Here is a 13,856-nt window from a genome sequence, read left to right as displayed (position 1 = left end):
TCGCACATCCACAAAAAACCCGATCGCCCATCCACAAAAAACCCGATCGCCCATCCACCCAAAAACCCGATCGCCCATCCACAAAAAACCCGATCGCCCCATCAATCCATCAACCCAAAAACCCCGGCGGTTGAAACCGCGGCTACACAGACAAAACCCGCCTCCGCGGGTTGAAGATTTACCCGATGATTTTCCATCTCCGAATACCCTCTTCGTCCGCGGAGGCGGACATTGTTTGTGTAGACGCGGTTTCTAACCGCCGGGTTTTTTCCGAAATACTTCCCTACAACCCACAGATGTGGACAAAAACCTCGCTGTCAACTGTCAACTGTCAACTGTCAACTGTTTAACTCCCTCCAATCGCAGGAAATGCACCCGGCCCGATCGATCGCCCGCTACAACTGTCACTCCATCAGGGGCGATCGCACAGCAAGCAAACCCACCATCTCCGCTGAAACTAGCAATCTCCTTGCCGCTAAGCAAATCCCAGATTTTCAGGGTGTTATCCAATGAAGCGGAAATCGCGGTTTGGCCGTCGGGTGTGATCGCCACTCCCCATACCTCGCTAGTATGACCGGTGAGGGTTCTAAGTTCCGTGCCTGTCTCGGTGTCCCAAATTTTCAGGGTGTCATCCGCTGAAGCGGAAATCGCAGTTTTACCGTCGGGTGCGATCGCCACTGTATTTACATAGTGAGCATGACCGGTGAGGGTTCTCAGTTCCGTGCAGCTTTCTGTGTCCCAGATTTTCAGGGTGCTATCATATGAAGCGGAAATCACGGTTTTACCGTCGGGTGCGATCGCCACTCCTAGTACCCAGTTATTAATACCAGTGAGGCTTCTAAGTACGTGAACTCTCTTGCCGTTGGGTGCGATCTCCACTCCATTTAGCGAGTTAGTATCATCAGTGAGGGTTCTAAGTTTCTTACCGCTTTCTATGTCCCAGATTTTCAGAGTGTAATCCCGTGAAGCCGAAATTGCTGTTTTGCCGTCGGGTGCGATCGCCACTGCATTTACCTCCCTAGTATGACCGGTGAGGGTTAATAGTTCGATGCCACTCTCGATGTCCCAGATTTTCAGGGTTTGATCCCATGAAGCCGAAATCGCTGTCTTGCCGTCGGGCGCGATCGCCACTGCTTTTACCCCGTCAGTATGACCGGTGAGGGTTCTAAGTTCCGTGCCTGTCTCGGTGTCCCAGATTTTCAAGGTTCGATCGTATGAAGCGGAAATCGCTGTCTTGCCATCGGGTGCGATTGCCACTGCATTTACCGAGTTAGTATGACCGGTGAGGGTTCTAAGTTTCTTACCGCTTTCTGTGTCCCAGATTTTCAGGGTTCGATCATATGAAGCGGAAATCGCTGTCTTGCCATCGGGTGCGATCGCCACTGCATTTACATAATAAGCATGACCGGTGAGGGTTCTAAGTTTCTTACCGCTTTCTGTGTCCCAGATTTTCAGGGTGTTATCCCCTGAAGCGGAAATCACTGTTTTGCCGTCCGGTGCGATCGCCACTGCTTTTACCCAGTTAGTATGACCCGTGAGGGTTCTTTCGGTGCCGCTTTCTGTGTCCCAGATTTTCAGGGTGTCATCCGCTGAAGCGGAAATCGCAGTTTTACCATCGGGTGCGATCGCGACTGCTAGTACCTGGCTAGTATGACCGTTAAGAGTTCGCAGGCATCCTTCTCCCGATCGCTCTAAATTACCCTTCAAAGGCCGCAACCAAAGACTATCTTTCCACTGCTTTGCCTGTTCCAACATCCCCTTAATCTCAGGAACTTCAAAATCCAGCAACCTCCCCAACAAATGCCCAGCCAATTGCGTTTTATCCATTTCCAAAACGTGCGCCGACTTCCGAATTGCCCCCTGAATCAACCCCAAACTTTCCCCTTGCCCCTCCGACAACAAAACATCAGAAACCCTCGCCAAATCATAATCCTCAATTAACCCTTGAACTCCCACCGCATCCAACTTCGCCTCAATAAAATCAAAATCCGTCAACAACTGATGCAGCCGTTCCCCTTGAACACTCTGGGCCAAATGCCCCGGCAGAGTTTCCAAAGCATAAAGCCGCTTTTTCGGCGACAGTTTCCCCAACCGTTCTTTAAACTTACTCATCGCCGTACAAATCCTCCCACAAATTATCAGAAATCGCCGTTTCAATATCCCGCAGCGACACCCCAGCTTTCTGCACCACATCTATACGATGCAGAAATCTTTGGAAACTCGCGTGATAGATACTGTAATCGGGAGAAACATCACCGCTACGCCGCAGAAACTGTTCCCAATCATCGAGAACTTCCTGCACATCCAAAGCATCTTCCTCAGCAAAATCCGCCAAAATATCGCAACAAACCGGCTTGCGAGTTTTCGTCAACAAATAAATCACCTTCAACTTCCGGCGGCGCAATTCCTTATCTTTAACCGCCATTTCCATCCGCGCCCAATGCTTGTCATAATATCCTTCCAACTCCCTCGGCAAATCTTGCAAATTCACATCGCTGTACTTGCCGCTATCGATATCATTCAGCACGTAGCGCAGGTACATAAAATTATTCTGGCTTTTTTCTGCCACCGCCGCCACAAACAGTTCGCGCTGCAAATTTTGACGGTTAATCCAACTCTGAATTGACGCGCTGTTCCCCGTGCGTTTGTCAATATAAACCTTGACATCTGCCAAACTTTCTGCACTGTACTGCATCAAATCAAAAACCTGATGATTTGGCAAAGGCAGAGTTTTCGGCTGCTTCGACACAATAAAATAAACATTATCCGGCAAAGCATCCGGCAAATACAAAACATTGCTACCGCGCCCCTGCAAACTGAGATCCACTTCATCCAGGGCATCGACGACAATAATCAACTTTTTGCCACCCAATTTAGCGCTGACTTCCCCCAACAATCGACTCAGAAAGTTACCATCTCTCGTCGCATTTTCCGGCAGTTGCGGGTAATTTAGTTGATAGCGTCGAATTAACTGAGTGCAGGCATTTTCGAGAAATTGTTCGGCGCGGGCAATGCCTTGAGATTGCGAGTTAAAATGGGCAACGCAGCGCCGCTTCAGCAGCAGCACTAACTTCGCCATAATTGAACTTTTACCGACACCCGGATCGGCTTCTAAAACAAAATAGCCTTTGCGATTGTTCTGCAAAAATTCCGCAATTGCTGCAAATACAAATCGCCGTCCGGTAAAGTCTTGAGTCCGATCGGCAATAATCGTTTCGCACTCGTAGGGAAGCGGCAATCTCGGCGCGGAAGTATCAACAAATCGTTCCAGTAAATTCTGAATCTGCGCCAAATCGTCGCGGATACCAATTTCGATCGCCTCCAACTTCACCATCACTTGACAAATCTGCTGCTGCGTCGCCACGGCTTCCAATTTTTGCAGAATCTCCCCATTTTGCAGCCCCAAATCTCTCAATTCCGTCAAAGCAATTTGGTGGAGATTCAACAGCATCGCCGCAAACTTTTCGCCTCCCTTCGCTGCATCCAGTTTCAGCACTTCGCGGTACGCTTTCGGGAATGTTGTGTACAGTTTGTTCGCCACAAATTCGACAATTTCCGCATCCAAGGATTTGCCCTCGGTGGCGGCGAATTCCCCCAGGAAAGTTGCCCAATCTGCTGGTGTCAATCCGGTAACGCGATCGAACTCCTCGGCATCGGCAGAAAAAATCCCAGTTAGCTGCTCTTCTGAAATCTGTAAACCCCTTGACAAATCGGCTGTACTCGTGTTAATATCCAGCCAGTATTTGGGAGTTTTCTGGGCTAATTTATCTAAATCCCTGGTCGAGAAATTTTTGCTAAGGGCTAGTGCGGTAAACTTAGGTGAGTTAGTAGCAACCTCTCTCAAAATATAGCCGATCGCCTCACCCGCAGCCTTAGTCAAATCATGATTGTCCAGAATATTGGGATTTTTTGCCAGTTTTTCCGTCATCCGATTTCCGAGGTCATTCGCCGCGATATTCCCCGCAATACTAGCTGCAATCGTTGCTAAAATAGAAATCCCCCCAACCGTTGGATTGGCAATCGCACCCAATGCTGCTGTCACACCCGGATTGGCGATCGCGCTGGCAATCATTGGCGCAACACCCATTATCGCACTGCATCCAATTACCCTAACTTTAGTATTAGCTAAATCTACTAACGACATAATTTAAATACTTCTCATACTTTGGAATAGTTTAGCGCGGCGAGATAATTAAATACAAGGTTAATTTACCGCCTTTAATATCAGCTATTCAGTCGTCTAAAGACGACTTTAGCTGTGAGACAGGGGTTTTCAACCCCTGGCGGCCCCAGCAACTAGCTGAGGGCCTCCGCCACCCCTGGCGGCCCCATTGGTCAACAACCAGGTCAAACGTAGTCACAGACTGCTGTTTACCCCCGAGGCTAGATCCCCCCTTAGCTTGCCCCCTACTCCCCCTTCTTAAGGGGGGGACAGGATTCCAATCAAAGTCCCCCTTCTTAAGGGGGATTTAGGGGGATCTGGCCTCAGCAACAAACGAGAGATACAAAAAAGGGTTCCAGGCTTAAGTTGACAACAAACTGGCCGCCCCGCTCTCCTATTTGTAAACTTTTTTGTCAACCCGATCGCACAGCTTGTATTTAACGGATAATGTCTGTTTATTTATTTTTGTCCCCCAGCGATCGCCCTCAAAACAACTTTACTTTTCTTTACAAACGAACAACCAAAAGACGGCGCCGAACACAATAATTTCGTTACAGACTTTAAATGCGACGCGCGATCGACTAAAGTAAAAAAAATGGCTTTATCCGTTTATTCATCGCAAAGGAAACAAAGCTCATGGTTCAACGCGGTTCGACAGTCCGGATTCTCCGCAAAGAATCCTTCTGGTATCAAGAAGTGGGCACCGTTGCTACGGTAGACCAAAGCGGCATTAAATACCCAGTTATCGTTCGCTTTAGCAGCGTCAATTATGCCGGCGTCAACACCAACAACTTCGCCCAAAGCGAATTAATCGAAGTGTCAGCACCCAAAGCCAAAGCCAAAGCACCAGCAGCACCAGCAGCACCAGCCGCAGGAAAGGCACCAGCAGCAAAAGCAGCAGCCAAACCAGCAGCACCAGCCGACGGCGCTCCTAAATAAGGCTAACCAAATAACTAGACTCAAGAGCGCTAATTGTGCCAGAACTGCCAGAAGTAGAAACTATTTGCCGGGGTTTGAACCAACTTACCCTCGATCGCGAAATATTGGGCGGAGACGTGCTGTTACATAGCTCGATCGCCCGCTCAATCTCTGCGACCGATTTTTTGACAAAACTCAAAGGAAAGTCGATCGCATCTTGGTACAGGCGCGGCAAATACCTCCTGGCAGAACTATCGCAATGGAGAGGGGGAGAGGGAGAGAGTGGGAGATCGGGAGAGGGGGAGAGGGGGAGAGTGGGAGAATTCTCACCTCAAACTTTCAGTTCTTCTCTTCAATCTTCTTCCTTCTCCCTTCTGCCCTCAAATGCTGGCTGGTTGGGCGTTCACCTGCGGATGACCGGACAATTGCTGTGGGTAAACCAATCCGAACCCCTACCAAAACACGCCCGAGTCCGCCTATTTTTTGCAGGAAACCAAGAATTACGCTTTGTAGACCAACGCACCTTCGGGCAAATGTGGTACGTCCCCGCAGAAACCGAGGTTTCCAGTACAGTCACCGGCCTCAAAGTCCTAGGCCCGGAACCGTTTTCCGACGAATTTACCACAGAATATTTAGCCCGCAAGCTGCACCGACGGGCGCGACCAATTAAAACAGCATTGCTAGACCAGTCACTGGTAGCGGGTTTGGGCAATATCTACGCTGACGAAACTTTGTTTTTGTCGGGAGTGATGCCGACAACTCTGTGCGCTGATTTGACAGAAGTGCAAATCGATCGCATTCATACAGCTATTATTCAAGTTTTACAGCAGGCGATCGCCTCCGGCGGCACCACTTTTAGCAATTTTCTCAACGTCCAAGGCGTCAACGGTAACTACGGTGGCGTCGCTTGGGTGTACAATCGCGCCGGTCAACCCTGTCGTACTTGCTCAATGCCGATCGAAAAGATAAAATTAGCAGGGCGATCGACTCATTACTGCCCCGCCTGTCAGAAATAACCAGGAAGGTACGTTCCTCGATCAAAGAGCGCTGAAGCGCAACTACGTACCTAATACGCTGAAGCGCAACTACGTACCTAATACGCAGGAGGGTACGATCATCGATCAAAGAGCGCTGAAGCGCAACTACGTACCTAATACGCAGGAGGGTACGATCACCTTTGTTTTTTACCAAAATATTTGCTCCAAACCCTCAATCTCAGTTCAAAAACCTGGTTTCTTGCTTCGAGTGCATCAGTTATATCTACTATTAAAGCCAAATCGGCATTAAAATTTGTATACTTTTATAAATGAAACAGAGCAAATTATGGCAATCAAAAAAGGTAGCATAGTCCGCGCAATTCGCGAGCAACTCGAAAACAGCCTAGAAGCCCAAGCCAGCGATCAGCGCTTTTCCTCCTATCTATTTGAAAGCAAAGGCGAAGTGATGGATGTTCGCGGCGAGTACGCCTTCGTCAAATTTGGTAAAGTCCCCACCCCCAATATTTGGCTGCGCGTAGACCAACTCGAAGATTTTAAGTAAACTCACAGTTATAGACGTAACTCTTAGGTACGTTGTTGCGCTTGGGCGCTCTTTCATAGATCGAAGAGCGCCCAAGCGCAACAACGTACCCACTCAAAGGTAACGTAGATTACATACAGTGCACTCGATCGCACTTAAGCTCATTCTTAAAATCTAAAAGTTAGCATCTAAAATCGCATGAATCCCCCATCAACCCGCGTATCAATTATTGGTGCAGGCAAAGTCGGTAGCACCTTAGCCCAACGAATTGCCGAGAAAAATCTAGCAGATGTAGTATTGTTAGATATCGTCGAAGGTTGGCCGCAGGGCGTTGCTTTGGACTTGATGCAAGCAAGGGGAGTCGAACGGCACGATCGCCAAATTGTCGGTACAAATGATTATATAGATACAGCCAACTCAAATATCATCGTCATTGCCGCCGGTATCCCCCGCAAACCCGGTATCAATCGCGAAGATTTAATTAAAATCAATGCTCAAATTGTCACAGAAGCTGCCAAACAGGCGATCGCCCATTCCCCCGAAGCAATCTTAATTGTAGTCACAAATCCCCTAGATATTATGACATATCTAGCCTGGGAAGCTTCCGGTTTGCCAAAACACCGAGTCATCGGTATGGGCGGCATTCTCGACTCCGCCCGCTTTCAAACTTTTATTGCCATGGAATTGGGCGTTTCCATTGCCCAAGTGTGCGCCACAGTCATCGGTTCCCACGGCGATTTGATGGTTCCCTTACCCCGCTATTCCACAGTCAACGGCATTCCCATCGCTCAACTGATGGATGCAGGGGCGATCGATCGCATCGTACAGCGGACTCGCCACGGTGGCGCCGAAATAGTAGGATTGATGAAGAATTCTAGCGCCTATTTTGCACCCGCATCTTCCGCCTGTTTGATGGTAGAATCAATTTTACTCAATCAGTCGCGACTCTTGCCTTGCTCAGTTTATTTGAACGGTCAATACGGCGTGCAAGATATATTTTTAGGTGCTCCCTGCCGCTTGGGATATCAGGGCATCGAACAGATACTGGAACTCGAACTTAGCGATGCAGAAAGAGCCGCTTTTCAGGATTCTGGTAAACTGGTTTTGCAAAGTATTGAGGAAGCCGAAACCATACTGAAGAATGCTGGTTAAGCAAGTCAGCAGAAAGTATCCGGCTTGTGCACCCGAAAAAATGTACAGCCTCAATATTTCGGGTGAGACAATTTCATCAATAAGACTTACGCAGTCTCGACTCAAAAAGCCCGGTTGATTATTTTTACCCCTCTTGATTTTCTCACTTAATTATTATGTTAAGAAACTAGGTTTCTGTCTCAGCCCCGATTTAACCTAAAATTCCTTGACTTTAGCCTAAAATGTGATATAGTTGAGTAATATATTGTATCAAAAATGTTAACCAACCCAACAAAAGCGCTCAAAAGGAAATAAAGTCTTAGAGCATCGGTTTTGTTGGTTTAATTTAAGCAGAGCCTACAACGAAAACCAACTGGTTGACCGGAAAACTCAGCTCGAATGAGGTGGATTTCAATAAGTTTAATAAATAGAAGCGATATCATAAAATAATTTGAAGGCCCGGCAAATCATCGAAATGATTCCATAGCTCCAAAATCTGGATTAAACCGAATTTAAAACAGATAAGTTGAGAATTCGAGAAAACCAGAGAAAACTCAAGAAAAGCCGATCGCCTAAATTCAAACAAATCTTCATAGAGGCACTCCCAACAGGATATTCGATCGCCAAACTTAGGACAATATCAATCGAGTTTGCGATAATCAGAAAAAGGTGATAATTGCAACCACAGGCGATCGGAAAAAAATGTCAAGATTAGTTCAGGACTCTGGGCGCGCTTGCGCCGTGAAACCGGGTTTCTGCTTTTCACTTTCGGAGATTCCCTGATTTAATTACCTTAAGATACCGGGTTGATGATTCAACAGTTGACAGTTGACCTGGGACAGTTGACAGTTTGAGAGCGACCTTTACCCTTAAGTCCGAGGATTGGAGTAATGAATAGTCTGATTTTAATTTCTCCCGCTCAGGGAGAGGCTTTCAACCAATTATTTCTGGTAAAACTCTCAATTATTGACAATTTATGCACTCTTCCCATCACCGATCGCCCGTTTTTACAGTAAATATACCAAGTTAAGCTCCTGGTTCGACCTCCCAATCTAGAAAAAATACGGAAATGCAGCGCGAGTAGCTGCTAAGTGCTAGGAGAAGGAGGAGAATTTGCCCTCTGCTTTTAGATTTACAGCAACCGCGCCCATCAGGGTTAGGACGTTCTCGCATGGCACAAACCCTTGCGTTCGATTGTTTCTTCACTTCGCTCAACTGTCAACCCTTATCTAAGCCAGCGAAGCTTTCAACTGTCAACTCTTCTCTAAGCAAGCTGTCAACTGTCAACTATCAAACGATTTTGGATTTTGGATTGGGGATTTTGGATTGGGGATTGTCAACTGTCAACTGTCAACCCTTATCTAAAGCGGGCAAGCTGTCAACTGTCAACTGTCAACTGTCAACTGTCAACTGCTATACCAGGCTCAACTTGCAGAGCGCTATTGGGATGCTATGTACCTCGATACCAAACCGCAAAATAACTAAACAAATAACAATATGTTTCATGAATATTTGTATCAAGAAGTAACCGACTTGCGCCAAAAGCTAGCTCACCTAGAAAGAGAAATGCAGTCTCAAACCTGGTTCAAAAAGCTGCAAGCGCTGATGGGAGTGATTGGCAAAATTCGTCAATCCTTAGACTTAGAAACAATATTCAAAATTACAGCCACCGAAGTTCGGCAACTCCTAAATGCCGATCGAGTCGCCGTTTACCGGTTCATTCCCGAATCCGACTGGAACGACGGCGAAGTAGTATCAGAAGACGTACTTCCCCAATTCAGCCCATCCCTGGGTGCAAAAGTTCACGATCACTGCTTCGGCGAACAATTTGCAGCCAACTACGCCAAAGGTTACGTTCAAGCTGTCAGCGACATCTACAAAGCCCGGTTGAGCCCCTGTCACCTCAGAATCCTCAAGCGATTTCAAATCCGAGCAAACTTAGTCGTACCCCTGCTACAAGGGCAACATTTGTGGGGATTGCTGTGCATTCACTCCTGCGGTCAACCCCGCGATTGGCAGGAAGACGAAATCGAATTTGCCAAACAAGTAGGAGAACATTTAGCAGTTGCAATTTATCAGGCCGAATTGCACTCGCAAACCCAAAGACAATTAGCAGAAATCGCATCGGCCCAGCAGAAACTCCGCGACAGCGAGCAAAAATATCACCAAATTCTCGATTCGATCGCCGATATGGTATTAGTCAAAGGCCCAGAATCGAAAATCGTTTGGGCAAATCAAGCATTCCGCGACTATTACGGCATGACTGAAGAGGAACTTCAAGGCATTGTAGACGCACCTTTCTCCAATCCAGACAATACTCTCCAGTACATCAAAGATGACGCTTTCGTATTTGAAACCGGACAGACTCTGCAAATTGCCGAAGAACCGGTGACGCGCCACGACTCAGAAGTGCGACTGTTTAGCACAGTCAAAGCACCCATCCGCAACGAAGACGGCCAAATTACAATGACTGTCGGCGTCTCCCGGGACATGACGGAACGCAAAGCAGCAGAAGAAGCCGTCAAAGCCAGCGAAGCCAAATACCGTCGTTTGGTAGAAACCTCCCAAGACATGATTTGGTCGGTAAATGCCCAGGGGCGTTTCACCTTCGTCAACGCAGCAGTTAGATATATCTACGGTTACGAACCAGCAGAAATGCTCGATCGGCCTTTCTCGGACTTTATGACACCAGAACAAAGCCAGAAAGATTTAGAAGTTTTCGCCCGCCTCAAGGCCGGAGAATCAGTTTTTCAGCACGAAAGCACCCAAATCGCCAAAGACGGCAGCATCAAACATTTGATGTTCAATGCCATAGCCCTGTACGACGACAGCGGAAACGTCCTCGGCACCACCGGTACAGCCACCGACATTACCGATCGCAAACGGGCAGAATCCGCCTTGCAACACGCAAACGCCGAACTAGAGCGCAGAGTAGAAGCCCGTACCGCCGAACTGCAACAGACTTTTGCCGCCCTCAGTGTCAGCGAAGCCAAGTTCCGGACGATCGCAGCCACCATCCCCGGAGCTCTGTTTCAATTTTGCAGCCGCGATGGAGTGTGGAGAGTTGACTATATGAGCGATCGCATCGCAGATATAGCCGGCATCACCGCAGCAGAAATGATGGGAAACATCGCCTCTTTCATTTCCCACGTCCACCCCGAAGACCTCGAAAGCTTCATCGCTTCCATCAACGAAGCCGTTGAAAATACCTGCCTGTGGCACTACGAAGGGCGGTTAGTCAAGCCCGATGGCGAGATTCGCTGGTGGCAAGGCGACTCAATTCCCACCCGCAGCGAAACCGGCGAAATCGTATTTTCCGGTGTATTGCTCGACATCAACGATCGCAAAGTTGCCGAAACAGCCATCCGAGAAAGCCAGCGACAGCTACAAGAAGCCCAAAGACTAGCCCACGTCGGCAATTGGGAACTAGATACAACAACGGGAACCGTCACTTGGTCAGAGGAACTCTTCCGCATCCACGGACTCGAACCAGCGGCCACAGCACCCAGCCGAGAAGAGCAAATCGCTCTGATCCATCCAGAAGATTTAGAATTTTGGCATACAGAAGTACAGCGGGGAGTTGACTTCGGCATCCCCTTTGATTTTGACTTCCGCGTTTACCGCCCCGACGGTACCTTGCGACACCTCAACACCCTGGGCCGCGCCGAAATCGATGCCAGTGGCAAGGTGCTAAAATTGTTCGGCACGGCGATCGACATTACCGATCGCTTCCTTGCAGAAGAAGCCCTGAGACAAGCAGCAGCCGAGTTGGAAGACAGAGTGAGCGATCGCACTGCCGAACTTTCCCAAGCAGTCACTCAGTTAGAACAAGAAATTGGCGATCGAAAACTTGCAGAAGCAGCGGTGCAAGTTTCCGAACAAAACCTGCGAACAATCTTTAACAATGTCTACGATGCTATCTTCATTCACGATTTAGAAGGAAACATTCTCGATGTCAACAATCGAATGTTAGAAATGTACGGAGTGAGCCAGGAACAAGCAACAAAATTATCAATTATCAACGACTATTCAAGCGGCGATAATCCCATAGAACAAACGGCAGAACTTTGGGCTAGAGTATTAGCCGGCGAAACAGGTCGCATGGAATGGAAAGCGAGGCGTCCCAACGACGGTTCAACTTTTGATGCAGAAATTGCCCTGTCCAAAATCAATCTTAACGGCAATGTTAACATCATTGCCAACGTGCGAGATATTAGCGATCGAAAACAGGCAGAAGCAGAACTGCAACGCGCTCAACAATTTATGGAATCAGTCCTCAAAACCATACCCGTAGGAGTAGTTGCCAAGGAGGCCAAAGAGTTGCGATTTGTACTGTGGAACCCCGCAGCCGAAACTTTGCTCGGTTTCAGTGCAGCAGAAGTTATGGGCAAAAATGATTACGACTTTTTCCCCACAGAACAAGCTGATCTTTTCACCGCCAAAGACCGGGAAGTGCTCGACAGCGGGCAGATGGTAGAAATCGCCGAAGAAGATATTCAAACAGGCCAAGGAGAATCGCGGATATTTCACACCAAGAAAACAGCAATACTCGATGCTGATGGCACACCGCAATATCTATTAGCTGTCACCGAAGATATTACCGATCGCAAACTAGCAGAAATTGCCTTGAGGCGATCGTCCGCCCAACTCAAGCAGCAAGCCGATCGAGAAAAATTGCTCAACATTCTCACCGCTCAAATCCGCAATTCCCTCGACTTCGACAGCATCGTCACAGTCGCAGTTCAGGAAATTCGCGCTTTCCTGAAGATCGATCGCTGCAACTTTGCCTGGTATCGCGAAGACGGGGAGGAGCCTTTCTGGGAAATTATTAAAGAATCTCGCCACCCCCAACTTCCCGATTTAACAGGTCCCTATCGGGCTTCAGATTTTGGCCCCGTTGGAGAACAAATATTGCATATGGAAATAGTGCGGCTGGATGATGTCGAAACAGTCGCAGATCCTGCTTGGAAACAAACCATTCGAGGGATGGGCTACCAATCTGTATTAGCCATCCCCATGCAGGCACTTTCCGGGGTAATGAGCGCAATTACCTGCTGCAACAGCAATGTTGTGCGGCCCTGGAGCGATAGCGAAGTCGAATTGTTGCAAGCGATTACAGTTCAATTGGCGATCGCCCTCAACCAAGCCGATCTTTACGCCCAAACTCGCAATAAAGCTCGCGAATTAGAGCAAACCTTGCTGCAATTAACCAGCGCTCAATCGCAGTTAATTCAAAGCGAAAAAATGTCATCTCTCGGTCAACTCGTCGCAGGAGTTGCCCACGAAATTAACAATCCAGTTAACTTTATTTACGGCAATCTCAGCCATGCTAACGAATATACTCAAGACTTGCTGCACCTGATCGAACTTTACCAAAACTACTATCCCGATCCGGTGCCGGAAATTCAACAGGAAGTCGAAGCAATTGAACTCGAATTTCTAATGGATGACTTACCGAAACTGCTTTCGTCAATGAAAGTCGGTGCAGACAGAATTCAGCTCATCGTTGCATCTCTACGCACATTCTCCCGCATGGACGAAGCAGAAATGAAAGCCGTCAACATCCACGACGGTATAGATAGCACTCTGATGATTTTGCAGCACCGGGTCAAAGCAAAACCCAATTATCCCGAAATAGAGGTGATCAAAGAATACGGTCAATTGCCGTTAGTAGAATGTTATGCCGGACAGCTAAATCAAGTATTTATGAATATCTTGAGCAATGCTTTAGATGCTTTGGAAGAAAGAGATGCGCGGCTTTCTGTCGAGCAAATGCGGGAAAATCCCAGCTCGATCCGCATCTGGACTGAAATGCCAAAACCCGATCGAATATTAGTTCGGATTGCTGACAATGGCCCGGGCATGACAGAGACTGTCCGCAATCAACTTTTTAACCCATTTTTCACCACTAAACCTGTGGGGAAAGGCACTGGGATGGGCTTGTCAATTAGCTATCAAATTGTTACAGACAGACACAACGGCTCGTTGAAATGCACTTCTGCGCCGGGAGAGGGTGCCCAATTTGCGATCGAGATTCCGCTCAAAGCTAATCGCTAATCATAGGTACGTTGTTGCGCTTCAGCGCTCTCGATCTATGAAAGAGCGCTTAAGCGCAACAACATACCTA

General features: G+C 47.9%; 8 protein-coding genes. 6 read left to right on the top strand and 2 right to left on the bottom strand.

Features of this window, described 5'->3' with window-relative positions; translation table 11 throughout:
• Window positions 1-324: 324 nt before the first annotated feature.
• Window positions 325-2,112 (bottom strand): hypothetical protein, encoded by a 1,788-nt coding sequence (locus tag JGK22_RS00125; RefSeq protein WP_293217983.1) that lies wholly within the window; start codon window positions 2,110-2,112, stop codon window positions 325-327.
• Window positions 2,105-4,144, bottom strand: a complete 2,040-nt coding sequence (locus JGK22_RS00120) for an ATP-binding protein (RefSeq protein WP_293312137.1) — start codon at window positions 4,142-4,144, stop codon at window positions 2,105-2,107. The genes JGK22_RS00125 and JGK22_RS00120 overlap by 8 nt, the downstream gene beginning before the upstream one ends.
• A 654-nt stretch (window positions 4,145-4,798) precedes the next feature.
• Between JGK22_RS00120 and JGK22_RS00115 the strand changes: the two genes are divergently transcribed.
• The 6 genes from JGK22_RS00115 (at window position 4,799) to JGK22_RS00090 (ending at window position 13,786) form a co-directional block, all read left to right on the top strand.
• Entirely contained in the window at window positions 4,799-5,101 is a 303-nt protein-coding gene (locus JGK22_RS00115; RefSeq protein WP_293185507.1) for a photosystem I reaction center subunit IV, read from the top strand.
• Window positions 5,102-5,136: 35 nt separating this feature from the next.
• The gene (locus tag JGK22_RS00110; RefSeq protein WP_293185508.1) at window positions 5,137-6,096 is read left to right on the top strand and encodes a DNA-formamidopyrimidine glycosylase; all 960 of its coding nucleotides are present in this window, start codon (window positions 5,137-5,139) and stop codon (window positions 6,094-6,096) included.
• 307 nt (window positions 6,097-6,403) lie between these two features.
• Window positions 6,404-6,619: an NAD(P)H-quinone oxidoreductase subunit O gene (locus JGK22_RS00105; RefSeq protein WP_293185510.1), complete on the top strand. Its 216-nt coding sequence runs from the start codon at window positions 6,404-6,406 to the stop codon at window positions 6,617-6,619.
• Window positions 6,620-6,796: 177 nt separating this feature from the next.
• Window positions 6,797-7,750, top strand: a complete 954-nt coding sequence (gene mdh / locus JGK22_RS00100; protein ID WP_293185511.1) for a malate dehydrogenase — start codon at window positions 6,797-6,799, stop codon at window positions 7,748-7,750.
• An 869-nt stretch (window positions 7,751-8,619) separates the two neighbouring features.
• On the top strand, window positions 8,620-8,745 hold the full coding sequence (locus JGK22_RS00095) for a hypothetical protein (RefSeq protein WP_293185513.1): 126 nt from the start codon (window positions 8,620-8,622) through the stop codon (window positions 8,743-8,745).
• Window positions 8,746-9,226: 481 nt separating this feature from the next.
• The gene (locus JGK22_RS00090) at window positions 9,227-13,786 is read left to right on the top strand and encodes a PAS domain S-box protein (RefSeq protein WP_293205104.1); all 4,560 of its coding nucleotides are present in this window, start codon (window positions 9,227-9,229) and stop codon (window positions 13,784-13,786) included.
• The last annotated feature ends 70 nt before the right edge of the window (window positions 13,787-13,856 follow it).

Origin of the sequence: Microcoleus sp. PH2017_08_TRC_O_A (assembly GCF_020738665.1) — a bacterium.
In the GTDB taxonomy this organism is placed as follows: domain Bacteria; phylum Cyanobacteriota; class Cyanobacteriia; order Cyanobacteriales; family Microcoleaceae; genus Microcoleus.
This window is presented reverse-complemented; position numbering and strand designations above follow the sequence as displayed.